Consider the following 13,022-nt stretch of genomic DNA (forward strand, 5'->3'; position numbering starts at 1 on the left):
CTCCATTATAGCTAAAATAATTCAAAGAGAATGGACCTATACCTTCCTAATTTTCCTTTTAAACGAGTAATAGCTTTAGTATGAAGCTGTGATATCCTAGATTCTGAAACTCCCATAATTGCGCTTATCTCTTTTAAAGTTAGCTCTTCAAAGTAATAAAAAAATAAAATCTTCTGTTCTCTTTCAGGAAGTTTTTCAATAGCTTCTTTAAGAATCCTTTTTAGCTCTTGTTTTTCTATATAAGTTTCAGGTTGCTCAGCGCTTCTGGGAAAATCTGTATCCGCCCTTGGTTCATTATTCTGCTCGACATATTCTTCAAGCGAAATGAGAGAAAGTAAATTAATTTTTTTTAATGTCTCCTGCACTTCTTCTTTAGATATTCCAATTTTTTCAGCTAGTTCTTCATCTGTAGCACTTCTACCCAACTCTGTTTCCAGTTCCATGCAAATTTTTTCAATTTGCTTATATTTCTGTCTTAATGATCTAGGAACCCAATCTAATTTACGTATACTGTCTAATATTGCGCCTCTAATTCTAAGAGAAGCATATGTTTCAAATTTTACTCCTTTTGAAAGATCAAATTTATCAATTGCATCAATTAGTCCAAATATACCATAACTTATAAGATCCTCATACTCCACATTTTGACCTAAGTAAATATTCAATCTCCCTGCAACATATTTAACCAGAGGTGCATATTCAATAATTAGCTTTTCCTTTAAAGAAGGCTGATTCGTCTTCTCATATTGTTCCCATAACTCTTGGAGATTTTTTTCAGTCATATGATTCCTCCTGAAACGAATTTAACTTCAGCCGGCAATTAATCACAGGAACGCTTTTAATAAAAAATTAGTTTTGCGTGAGATCTTCGTCTAAAACCTCTTTAGGGTCATGATTTTCATCTGCATTCGGATCATGATCATGCTTTGTGCTTGAATAGACTTTTTCAATCATCAAACGTATAATAAAACCTATAACATAAAACACCAAAAGAGTTATAATAAGTTTTAAAACCATCGAATTAAGCGAATCCTTTTGAAAGAAACTTATTGCCCATATAATTATACCCATAAATAAAGGCAGAATAATATCCAACTTTTTAACCATATTTTATCCCTCATATTTGTTTTATTCCATGACCAATTGTTTTAATAACAAGTCTCCCATCTTCAGTGTACAGCTCAACGGTTCTTCCATAATTTTCTCCTGTGTCAGAAGCAATAATAGGTATTCCAAGTTTTGTCAAAATGGCTTGAGAAGCAGCTACATTTCTTGCACCAACTCGCATCAAATCACTGGATTGACTAAATGAAAACATTTGAGCTCCTCCAGCAAGCTTTGCAACTATTCTGTCTTTTCTAGCCCCTATATTAATCATATCTTCAATTAATTTAACAGTTGCTGTATCAGCGAATTTTGCAATATTTGAATTGTTCTTTATTTGTGTACTATCTGGAAGCATTATGTGAGCTAACCCCCCAATTTTTGCTACAGGATCATATAATGCAATTCCCACGCAAGATCCGAGCCCTAAAGTAGTTAAAATACCGGGGGATTTTGCTACATTTAGATCAGCCATTTTAACTTTGATAATTAAATTTGGATCCATCATAAACTAACCCCTAATGACGTCAAGATTTTTTCAAACGAATCTATATCAGGTATTAAGATAAAATACCCTGTGACATGGTCAATTCCTTCTGCAAATTCAGTTTCTATAAATAAAACTCTGTCTCCTACTTTTCCAAATTCAATTGCTGGAACACTTAATATAGCACCCGCCATATCAAAAGCCATCTGAGGAATGGATGAAATAATAGTCAATTTGGTTAATGCCGCCAATGAAGATAAATATGATCCAGTTAAAATATTACCAATTTCTTGAAGTGCTGAGATATCGAGTTCTGTAAATTCAGATATATCATGAATATCTCGTTCCATTAAAATATTAACCAGTATATGGGCAGATCTCTGTTCAAGCACGAACATCATCATACCACTAATATCTCCTGACACATCAAGTAAAATACCAACAACCAAGTTTTCTGGGCCTCCTAAAACATCCGCAACATTTTTAAGCTCTAAAATATTCACTTTAGGAACACCCATATCGATTTTTTTATTTAACATTTGAGCGAGTGCAGTCGTAGCATTACCTGCTCCAATATTGCCAATCTCTTTTAAAACATCCAGATGTAACGTATTTAACATGTCAATATCGATACCTGGCATTTTTTCACTCCTTCAAATAATGATAGATTTCCAATAAGAGTAAAATAATACTCAAATCGGAAATCTTTTAAGAATAAATATAATATGGATTACATATTGGAATCAATAATATTCTTTAAATTTAATAAGGTAACAATATGATCATTTACTTTACCTACACCTTGAATATAATTAAAGTTAATATCTGATGTAAAGCCTTGAACATTTTCGATCGCTTGAGAAGAAATTTGCAGCACTTCTTTTACCTGGTCAACAATCATTCCAATCTTGCTGTCTTCTATTTCAACAATAATAATTCTTGTTTCATCATTATAGTCATCCTCTTGCAAACCAAATTTACTTCTTAAACTCATTACTGGAATAATTTCCCCTCGAAGATTAATTACTCCTTTTATAAAATAAGGGGACTTTGGAACTCTTGTAATATTTTGTATTCTTTCAATGATTTGAACCTTTTGTATGTCAATACCATATTCTTCATTGCCCAACTTAAATACTACATATTGCTTAGATTCTGAATTAGAAATATTCTCCATAGTATCGCCCCCGTCTATACTAGTGTATTAATATCTAAAATAAGAGCTACTTCTCCATCCCCTAAGATAGTCGCACCGGCAATCATTCGAATACCGCTAAGATATTTACCCAGGGATTTAATTACAATTTCTTGTTGACCAATCAAACCATCAACTACAAAACCTGCTTGTTTCTCTCCTTTTTTAACAATAACAACTGTAATAACATCTGTCTGATTTTGATTTGGCACATCCAAAACTTTATCCAAGCGAACAATAGGTATAACTTGATTTCTTAAAACAATAACCTCTTGCTTTTGCACATATTGTATGTCAGTAACTTTTACATCTTCTATATTTTGAATTGTATTAAGTGGAATAGCATATTTTTCTTCCCCTACTTTAACCATAAGAGCTTGAATAATTGCCAAAGTAAGTGGAAGAGTAACAATAAACTTACTTCCTTTCCCTAAAGTAGTTTTAACTTCAATGTCTCCACCCAATGCTTCGATTTTTGTTTTAACTACATCTAACCCTACGCCTCTTCCTGAAACATCAGAAATCGTTTCTGAAGTACTAAAACTAGGCTTGAATAATAATTCAATGATTTCTTGCTCAGATAAATTAGCAGCTAATTCTGGAGTAATAACTCCTTTCTCAATCGCCTTATCTCTAACCTTTCTAGTGTCTATACCATTACCATCATCTTCTACTTCAATGACTACATTATTTCCATCTTGATAAGCACGTAAATAAATATGACCGGTTTTTTCTTTTCCTTTGCGTATACGCTCTTCAGTTGTCTCCAAGCCATGATCAGCAGCATTTCTGAGCAAATGAATCAAAGGATCTCCTATTTCATCAATTACTGTTCTGTCTAACTCTGTTTCCTCTCCTGACATAGTAAGCTCAATATCCTTATTCAACTTTCTAGATAAATCTCTGATCATTCTTGGAAAACGATTAAATACTCTTTCTACAGGAACCATTCTTACCTTCATAACAGCATCATGGATATTGGTTGTAATTCGTTCTAAATATTCTACTGCTTCATTGTAATTCTGGCTATTATTTTCTCCTTCAATTCCTTCAAGTCTTGTCTTTACTATGATGAGCTCGCTGACTAGATTCATTAAAGTATCCAGTCGATCTATATCTACACGAACAGTTTTCCCTGCTTTTGGCTTTGACTTTGAAGCAGCATCTTTTGAAACATCATTGCTCTCTTCATATGTAGTGTTTTGAATTATATCCTCTGATGAAAGACTTTCATGTATTCTAGAACTTGTGTAGTCGCTTGAATAATCTGTTGAACTAGAAAGAATGTTATTTTGTGATGTAACATCTTTTATAATAATTTCCTCAACTTCAGCGATACTAAGCAAACCTTTTTTCAATACTTCTTTTGATTCTTTTGAAATCACTACTACAGTAAATTCAAAATCAAACTTTTCATCTTCTATATCCTCAACTTTAGGTATAGCCTTTATGATTTCACCATAGTTCTCCAATGTTCTGAATACAATAAATGCACGGGCAGATTTTAAAACACAACTCTTATTAAGATGAATATTTATTTCATATACATTAAAATTCTTTGAAATAGCAGTCTTTACTGCATTATTTTCAAACTCACTTAATTCAATAGTTGAAATATCTGAATTGGAAGATTGAGCAACTGTTTCTGAATGAGATTCAACTGTGTTCTCTTTCTTTTCACTTTCGTCTTCATCTTTTTCTGAATTGCCTGATAATATTTCTCCTAATTCTTTTAGGATATCGTTATACTCTTCTTGTCCTTCGCTTCCAGTATTTGTTATTTCATTGACGTAATTATCTAATGCATCCAAACATTTAAATAGAGTATCGAGCAAATTCGAATTTGCTCTAATATGTCCATTTCGTATTTCTGAAAGTACATTCTCCATATTATGCGTTAATTTTTGCATCTTTGTAAATCCCATAGTACCCGACATACCCTTTAAAGTATGTGCTACACGGAATATTTCATTTAAAATCGCCATATTTTCAGGCTCATTTTCAAGTTGAAGTAAATTCTCATTCAATCCTTGAAGATGTTCCTTTGATTCTTCGATAAATATTTCTAAATATTGGCTCATGTCCATACTAAAGCACCTCCACCGCTTTAACTATTTCTTTAGCAATCCGTTGTATAGGTACAACAACATCAGCAATTCCTGATTCAACGACAGCTTTAGGCATTCCATAAACAACACAGGTTTTTTCATCCTGAGCAATGATATAAGCATTATTTTTCACTTTAAGATTTTTCATACCTTCACATCCATCTGAACCCATTCCAGTCATAATGACACCAATTATATTATCTAGATTAGTCTCTGATAAAGAATTTAACATGACATTAACAGATGGTCGATGACCTCCCACAGCAGGACTACTGGATAATCTAATCCAATAATCAGATGAATTACTTGACTTTTCAATTAAAATATGGTAATCACCAGGTGCAATATATGCAACTCCTGGCCGCAAAATATCCTTATCTTCTGCTTCTTTAACTGTAATTTCGCTTAAAGTATTTAATCTTTCAGCAAGTGATTTAGTAAAACCCGGAGGCATATGCTGAACAATTACATAACATGCCGGCAATTCCTTGGGAAGATAAGGTAACACCTCTTGTAAAGCTCTTGGCCCTCCAGTAGAAGTGCCTATTGCAACAATCTTCTTCACGTTTGAACTAGGAGACGAAAATACTCTTTTTACAGTATGCTTCTCAATCTTTTTTTCATTTCTAGTAGGAAAATTGTGTATTTTTGAAGCAAGAAAGATTTTTTCCAAGATGTGTGTTTTAATTTCCTCTTCATTCATTTTAAAAATGTTTTTAGGCTTAGTAATAAAGTCAACTGCTCCTAATCCTAATGCCTGAATAGTTGTATCTGCCCCCTCTTTTGTTAAAGCACTGATTACTATAACTGGTTTGGGATTTGTTTTCATTAAGACATTCAGCATCTCTAATCCATTCATAGAAGGCATTTCTACATCAAGTGTAATCACATCCGGATCCAACTCTTGAGTTTTCTTAAGACCTTCTTCGCCATTATTTGCAGTTCCCACTACAATAAACCTATGGTCACTATTAATTATATCAGAAATCACTCTTCTCATAAAAGCAGAATCATCAATAACCAATACTTTTTTCTTTTCAAGCATTGCAATCACAATCCTTTATATTGTCTGACTTGTTTTCTCTGCTGCATAAAAATATACTGTATTATAGCATCTTGGTCATTTTTTTTGATATCATCAAACAAGACTCTATGTTGATATTTGTAGAGTTCTGTATTCGAATCTTCTTTTATCAATATTTTGCCGGATAAAAGTATTTCTTCTGCTTCTAGAGGAATTCTCATCACAAGATTTTCTTTTGTATTTAATTGTGAATTTGTAATAAATCGTATGCCTCCGCCGCTAATATCTTTTATAATTCCCGATTCCCAAAGGTCTCCTACTTGAAATTGAAATGGAATAACACATTCAAATCTAAAAAATTCCCTTCTTTGAAATTTTTCGAAGGGTGTTACCAAATCAACTTCCAACATTTCAATTAAGCCTTTTCTAAAAGATTTTTTAACGACACCATTACATCTGTAATATCCATTAGTCGCATATATAACCAAATTGTATTGATTATTAATCTTTAGACGTACAATTTTTCCACCTGATATAGGTGCCGCGATAATTAAAGTTTTATCATCAACGCATTCTTCTATCTGACTAATAAAACTTCGAGATAAATTCTTGTCTAATAAACTATGACGTATGATCTCAACTTTCAGTCCTGGTACTATCGGTTCATTCATTGCTGTCCTCCTCATTGAAGATTATTTGAATTTAAGAATTAAATATATTCATTAGACGTTTGACAAATGAGGTAAATCCCGAACCTGTTTTGTCCACACTGTCAATATTTGCAATTTTATTGGAAACGTCTTCAAATGCTCTGCTTACTTCACTTTTGGGAAAACTTATAGAAACTGGTTCTTGTAATTTAACTGACTTAACTAATGCTCTATCATATGGAATGTATCCTAGCTCCTCTATCTCTATGCCTAAGAAACGCTTGGATACTTGTTTCAATTTTAAGTATATTTCTTTTCCTTCTTCTTCATCATCTACTCTATTTACTAAGAGCTTAATATTGGGAATAGATTTGCTATTTTGAATAGACAATGTCTTAACAAGTGCATAAGCATCTGTAATAGAAGTGGGTTCTGGTGTCGTCACTAAAATAATTTCATCCGCTGCTCTCGAGAAAGATAATACAGGATCTGTTAAACCAGCTCCTGTATCGATTAATATAAAATCAGCCATTTTATCGAGAAGATATAAGTTTTTAATAAAATATGATAACTGACTCTCATTAAGCCGAATCAAATCCTGTACCCCTGATCCTCCAGAAATAAATTTAATATTCAAGGGGCCTTCAGTCATAACATCTGTGATTACCTTCTTACCATTCATAACATCACTAATAGTGTATTGAGGAACAATACCAAGAATGACTTCTATATTAGCTAACCCAAAATCTGCATCGATTATTACAACCTTTTTTCCAATTTTTCTCAATTGTACTGCCAAGTTAACTGCAACATTACTCTTTCCGACTCCCCCTTTTCCACTTGTAATTGTTATTACTCTCGCTGAACGCGCCTTTGAAACCTCATTTTTAAACTGATTATTGCCGTGTATAATTTTTCTTAGATTTTCTGCTTGATCAATCATTCTTCCATACTCCCTAATAAGGCTTTTGTTATCTTTTCCGGACTCATCAATTCAATATCATCTGGAACATTTTGGCCAAATGTAATATAGGATAGAGGCTTTTGTGTAAAATAGCGTACATTTAGAATTGCCCCAAGAGCAGTTGTCTCATCAATTTTCGTGAAGATAATACGATAATCAGTAACTGGGGAATATTTATTAATTATATGAAGCATATCCTTATATTTTGTTGTTGCACTCAAAACTAAAAATACTTCTTTCTCATCTATTGTCGACAAGAGATGATTTAATTCCTGAAATTGCTGAAAGTTTTTATGAGATCTTCCTGCAGTATCAACAAATATAATATCTCGATTCTTCATTTTATCCAATGTTTCTGTTAATTCTTCTGGAGAATAAATTACTTCTACTGGAACATTAATTATCTCTGCATAGGTTTTAAGCTGTTCCACAGCAGCTATACGATACGTATCTGCAGTAATTAACCCTACTTTTTTTTGCATATTGAGCGCAAAATGAGCCGTGATCTTCGCAATTGTTGTAGTCTTCCCTACTCCAGTAGGTCCAATAAAAAAAACAACTTTTGGAGTAGTATTATTAATTTCAATAGGAATTGGTTTTCCCAGGATTTGCATAATTCGATTATATACAATTCCGACTAAATCATTAATATTATTTGATTGGAGTTCTTCTGTTTGATCTAAATCTTTTAATATAATTTCCGCAATTTCAGGAAGTACCTCATTTTTGATTAAGCTGTCATAAAAAAGCTGTAAAATAGTACTATTATATTTTCTACTTTTATCGTTATGGTCTATAATTCGGATTTGACTTTCAGTGCTTACCTTTTCCATTACTTTTGTTAGCAATCCTTCAAGATTGTCTAATTTAGTCTCCAAACTTTTTATTGTTTTCTTTTGCTCGTCTATCACTTGCAGAGATGTACTTAAATCAGAATGAGCAACATCATTTTCTTTGATTGAGTCAGTGCTATTATAATGAGTTGTTTTCTTCTCATTTTGATGTTGAGTTTTAGTAAATTGATCATCCAAAGCAGCCGTTACTTCTACTATAGGACGCCTAAATAATTTGAAAATCCCTTTAGGACTAATCTTTTTAATATTTAAAACTAAGGCATCCTTACCTAAATCATTTTTTACTTTTTCAATTGCCTCATATTCCGTTCTAGCTTCATATTTTCTTATCTTCACGTCAAACTCACCATCCCAATAGATTGCACTTCAATATTGGAATCAACTTCATTGTATGATAATACCACTAAATCAGGTGCAATCTGCTCAGTTAGTTTCTTGAAGTAAATTCTTACAATAGGTGATGTTAGTAAAATTGGCTGCTGCCCTATAGAATTAAAACGATTGATTTCACGGGTTAATTTTTCAAAAATCTGTTGAGTCGTCTGTGGATCCAAGGCTAAATAAGAACCTTGTTCCGACTGTTGTACAGCATCCATAACTTTTTGCTCTAACGATGGATCTAATGTAATAACATTATTTGCTTTCTGATTTAAAAACTTTTTAGAAATTGCCCTTCCAAGGCTTTGTCGAACATATTCAGTTAGCAAATCTGTATCTCTAGTTACTGTCCCATAATCCGCTAAAGTTTCAAATATTGTAACCAAATCTCTTATTGATACAGATTCTTTAAGTAAATTAGCCAAAACCTTTTGAATTTCTCCTATTCCTAAAATTTTCGGCACTAATTCATCAATAAGAGCAGGATGTTTTTCTTTAACATTATTGATAAGCGTTTGGACATCTTGTCTACTCAGTAATTCATGTAAATGCTTTTTGATGACTTCCGTTAAATGTGTAGCAATAATTGAAGGCGGGTCCACAACAGTATATCCCAGCATTTCTGCTTTTTCCCTTTGACTTTCTGATATCCACAAAGCAGGTAATCCAAAAGCAGGTTCAATGGTTTCTATTCCATCTATTTCCTCTTCAACATAACCAGGATTCATAGCCATATAATGATCAAACAGAATTTCGCCTTGAGCGACTTCAACGCCTTTTATTTTTATAATATATTGATTAGGACTTAGCTGAATATTATCCCTCAAACGTATGATCGGAACGATTGCACCCAGCTCTAATGCAATTTGTCTCCTGATCATTACAACCCTATCAAGTAAATCTCCACCTTGATTCACATCGGCAAGGGGAATAATCCCATATCCAAATTCTAATTCTATAGGATCAACTTGAAGGAGAGAAACAACATTTTCAGGTCTTCTTACTTCTTCAGCTTCTATGTCCTCAGTTGAAACTTCTTCACTAATTGTTTGGAGTTTAATATTTTTTTCAATGGAATTAGCCCCTGCAATAAGCAATATCCCTACTGGAACCATTATATACCAGGGTAATGGTGTTGTAATTCCTAAAACAATTAACGTTCCTCCTGCAATTTGAAATACCATAGGGGTACTTCCAAGTTGTTTAAATAAATCACTACTCATCTCAGATTCAGTAGCTGTTTTAGTTACGAGTATTCCGGTAGCTGTCGAGATCAAAAGTGATGGTATCTGGCTTACTAACCCATCACCTATTGTTAAAATAGTATATACTTGAAGTGCTTCGGAAAGAGGCATCGGTTTTCCTGTTGTAATTCCTGTAGTTCCTAAAATAAGTCCTCCAATAATATTAATAAAGGTAATAATAATTCCGGCAATGGCATCATTTTTTACAAACTTACTGGCACCATCCATCGCACCATAGAATTGAGCTTCTTCCTGTATTTTCTTTCTTCTAGCTTTTGCCTCTGCTTCGTCAATTAGTCCAGTATTTAAATCCGCATCTATAGCCATCTGTTTTCCTGGCATTGCGTCTAAAGTAAATCTTGCAGATACTTCCGCTACACGCTCCGCTCCTTTAGTGATAACCAAAAATTGAATAATAACAATAATGATAAATACAACTGCACCAAGGACTATATTTCCACCCGCAACGAAACTTCCGAATGCATTAACGACTTCACCGGCATATCCTTCTCCTAAAATTGATCTTGTAGAAGAAATATTTAAAGCTAATCTAAACAAAGTTGTGATCAGCAAAATGGATGGAAACATTGACATATCAGTGGCTTCTTTAGAAAACAACGTATTAAGAAGAATAATCAGTGCCACAGCAATATTAATCGTAAAAAATATATCTAAAACCCACTGGGGAAGTGGTATAATAATCATCATAATAATTGATATAACAAATGCTCCTAGAAACATATTTCCAGATTTCACGCAAAAGCCTCCCTCAACATCCATGAAAATAGCGTATAATTAAAAGATGTATTCATTCTAGCAAACTATTTATTATTTTTCAAACTATACACAAATGCCAATACTTCTGCAACAGCTTGATACAACTCAGGTGGAATCTCTTTCCCAATATCTACCGTTTGATACAGTGCTCTTGCAAGCGGTTTATTTTCTACTATCTCTATATTATTTTCTCCTGCTATAGTCTTGATCCTTAACGCTAAATAATCTACACCTTTTGCTATTACAATCGGTGCAGAAGCAATATTAGAATCATATTGTATAGCTACAGCATAATGAGTCGGATTTGTTATAACAACATCGGCTTTTGGTATTTCTTGCATCATTCGCCTCAAAGAAATTTCTCGCATTTTCTGCCTAATTTTACTTTTTATTTCAGGATTTCCTTCCGTCATTTTATATTCATCTTTTACTTCTTCTTTAGTCATTTTTAAATTCTGCTCATGCTCATATCTTTGAAAAGCATAATCTGCTGTAGCAATAAATATAAAAAACATACCTACTTTAACGCCCATGTCGACAATGACTTTTCCAATGTATTGAACCATTTGTAATAATTCCATATCCATCAAAAGAACAATATTATCTACCTCTTTAATAACCGAACTGTAAATCACAGCGCTAAGAATTGCAACTTTCACTATAGATTTTAATAATTCTACTATAGAATGCTTTGAAAATAACCTGCCAAAACCCGATATAGGATTTAATCTGGCAAATTTAGGTCGCAGAGGTTTAAATGTAGGATGCCAGCCTACCTGAACATAACTAATGGTAATTCCTACAGTCAATGCAACTGCAAATAATGGAGCTACAATAATAATAATTTCTAATAATACATGCGGCACAAATTCTAGGATATAGGTGTTGGTAAAAATATTATCCAATTCCGGCAATAAAATATAAGTGTTTTCAAAAATTGAAGTAAATCTTCCGTAAATATATGGTCCGAATATTTCAAGAGATGAGAACATCAATATAAGCAGAAAAGCCGTATTAATCTCCATACTTTTAACTACTTGCCCTTCTTCTCTTGCTTTACTACGTTTTCTTGGAGTAGGCTTTTCTGTTTTTCCATCTTTATCTGCAAAAAACTGCAAATCATATCTTACTAATTCCGATGGTCCAACGATATTAAATTCTTCTGTCATGGAATCATTCCCTTAATGATGAAAAATAACTTTTCAAACAATTCCTTTGAAACATAATTATAAATCATAGTAAATAACGGCATTACTACCACTAAGCATGCCAAACCTAAAATCAACTTTAGAGGCAACCCAATAACAAACATATTCATCTGAGGAGCTGTTCTAGCCAATATTCCTAACGCAAAATCGAGAATTAAAATAGCTCCTATAATCGGAGACGCAACTTTAATGGAAATAATAAAAATATCAGACAGAATAACAATATAATGTCCCAATAATTCACTGTTAAATACTGCTTGACCAATAGGCAACACTTGATAACTATAGAATAATGCCTGAATGATTTTGTGATGACCATTAGTTACCAAAAGTATTGTCAAAACCATAAAATAATAAAGATTACCAGTAATAGGTACTTGTATGTTGCTTAGAGGGTCTAAGACACTGATCATTGAAAACCCTATTTGATAGTCTATTAATTGTCCCGCTAAGTAAAAGATAGTCAAAATGATATAGACTAAAAATCCAAATATGGCTCCTACAGTTAATTCTTTTAATACAAGAAGTACATATCCTAAAATCGTATCCTCATAAGTCACTGTCATGGTAGGTATTGTAGAAAGTACAATAGTACTGACAATAAATGAAAACCCTATTTTTGCATAAGTAGGAGCATTTCTACCTCCAAAAATAGGAGATGTAGCAAAAAAGCCTAAAAATCTGACAAAAACCAATATAAGAATATCTATTCTTAAAAATACATTGCTCATTAAAAAATCCATCGTTCATTTTCCTTTAACGAATGTACATATTCATATTTGTATATAAATTATTTATATATTCTAATAAAGTTGTAAGCATCCAAGGACCAAAGATCAAAATAGCCACAAATACTGCAAGGATTTTTGGAATAAAAGCCAATGTCGATTCCTGAATAGATGTAACCGTTTGAAATATGCTTACAATTAATCCTACAGTTAAACCCATTAAAAGCATAGGAGCTGACACTTTTATAACAACAAGCAAAGCATCCCGTGCCAAATCTATAACCATCTGCTCCATAAGGTT

14 protein-coding genes are annotated in these 13,022 nt (G+C 32.8%); all 14 read right to left on the minus strand.

The window, feature by feature from the left end; translation table 11 throughout:
• Nucleotides 1-11: 11 nt before the first annotated feature.
• The 14 genes from JOD07_RS04600 to fliQ all read right to left on the minus strand — a co-directional run bounded on the left by JOD07_RS04600 (nt 12) and on the right by fliQ (nt 13,016).
• Nucleotides 12-782, minus strand: coding sequence for a FliA/WhiG family RNA polymerase sigma factor (locus tag JOD07_RS04600; RefSeq protein WP_158738980.1), 771 nt, complete (start codon nt 780-782; stop codon nt 12-14).
• Between the two features lie 67 nt (nt 783-849).
• Nucleotides 850-1,107, minus strand: a complete 258-nt coding sequence (locus JOD07_RS04605; RefSeq protein WP_158738979.1) for a hypothetical protein — start codon at nt 1,105-1,107, stop codon at nt 850-852.
• A 10-nt stretch (nt 1,108-1,117) separates the two neighbouring features.
• A complete protein-coding gene (locus JOD07_RS04610) occupies nt 1,118-1,612 on the minus strand; it encodes a chemotaxis protein CheD (protein WP_330636139.1) in 495 nt (164 codons plus the stop codon).
• Nucleotides 1,609-2,232, minus strand: coding sequence for a chemotaxis protein CheC (locus JOD07_RS04615; RefSeq protein ID WP_158738978.1), 624 nt, complete (start codon nt 2,230-2,232; stop codon nt 1,609-1,611). The genes JOD07_RS04610 and JOD07_RS04615 overlap by 4 nt, the downstream gene beginning before the upstream one ends.
• An 89-nt stretch (nt 2,233-2,321) precedes the next feature.
• Nucleotides 2,322-2,768 carry a chemotaxis protein CheW gene (locus JOD07_RS04620; protein WP_158738977.1) on the minus strand — a complete coding sequence of 149 codons (447 nt, stop codon included), beginning with the start codon at nt 2,766-2,768 and terminating at the stop codon, nt 2,322-2,324.
• Between the two features lie 14 nt (nt 2,769-2,782).
• Nucleotides 2,783-4,873: a chemotaxis protein CheA gene (locus JOD07_RS04625; RefSeq protein WP_204612518.1), complete on the minus strand. Its 2,091-nt coding sequence runs from the start codon at nt 4,871-4,873 to the stop codon at nt 2,783-2,785.
• Nucleotide 4,874: 1 nt separating this feature from the next.
• Nucleotides 4,875-5,939 carry a protein-glutamate methylesterase/protein-glutamine glutaminase gene (locus tag JOD07_RS04630; RefSeq protein WP_158739266.1) on the minus strand — a complete coding sequence of 355 codons (1,065 nt, stop codon included), beginning with the start codon at nt 5,937-5,939 and terminating at the stop codon, nt 4,875-4,877.
• Nucleotides 5,940-5,944: 5 nt separating this feature from the next.
• Entirely contained in the window at nt 5,945-6,589 is a 645-nt protein-coding gene (locus JOD07_RS04635; protein WP_158738975.1) for a flagellar brake protein, read from the minus strand.
• Between the two features lie 31 nt (nt 6,590-6,620).
• The gene (locus tag JOD07_RS04640) at nt 6,621-7,511 is read right to left on the minus strand and encodes a MinD/ParA family protein (RefSeq protein ID WP_204612520.1); all 891 of its coding nucleotides are present in this window, start codon (nt 7,509-7,511) and stop codon (nt 6,621-6,623) included.
• On the minus strand, nt 7,508-8,722 hold the full coding sequence (gene flhF, locus JOD07_RS04645) for a flagellar biosynthesis protein FlhF (protein WP_204612528.1): 1,215 nt from the start codon (nt 8,720-8,722) through the stop codon (nt 7,508-7,510). Before flhF ends, JOD07_RS04640 begins: the two co-directional genes overlap by 4 nt.
• Nucleotides 8,719-10,764: a flagellar biosynthesis protein FlhA gene (gene flhA / locus JOD07_RS04650; RefSeq protein WP_204612530.1), complete on the minus strand. Its 2,046-nt coding sequence runs from the start codon at nt 10,762-10,764 to the stop codon at nt 8,719-8,721. Before flhA ends, flhF begins: the two co-directional genes overlap by 4 nt.
• Nucleotides 10,765-10,829: 65 nt before the next feature.
• Nucleotides 10,830-11,954: a flagellar biosynthesis protein FlhB gene (gene flhB, locus JOD07_RS04655; RefSeq protein ID WP_158738971.1), complete on the minus strand. Its 1,125-nt coding sequence runs from the start codon at nt 11,952-11,954 to the stop codon at nt 10,830-10,832.
• Nucleotides 11,951-12,736 carry a flagellar biosynthetic protein FliR gene (gene fliR / locus JOD07_RS04660; protein ID WP_204612532.1) on the minus strand — a complete coding sequence of 262 codons (786 nt, stop codon included), beginning with the start codon at nt 12,734-12,736 and terminating at the stop codon, nt 11,951-11,953. The genes flhB and fliR overlap by 4 nt, the downstream gene beginning before the upstream one ends.
• Before the next feature lie 13 nt (nt 12,737-12,749).
• The gene (gene fliQ, locus JOD07_RS04665; protein WP_204612534.1) at nt 12,750-13,016 is read right to left on the minus strand and encodes a flagellar biosynthesis protein FliQ; all 267 of its coding nucleotides are present in this window, start codon (nt 13,014-13,016) and stop codon (nt 12,750-12,752) included.
• Between the last annotated feature and the right edge of the window lie 6 nt (nt 13,017-13,022).

The organism is Defluviitalea raffinosedens, assembly GCF_016908775.1.
Lineage (GTDB): Bacteria > Bacillota > Clostridia > Lachnospirales > Defluviitaleaceae > Defluviitalea > Defluviitalea raffinosedens.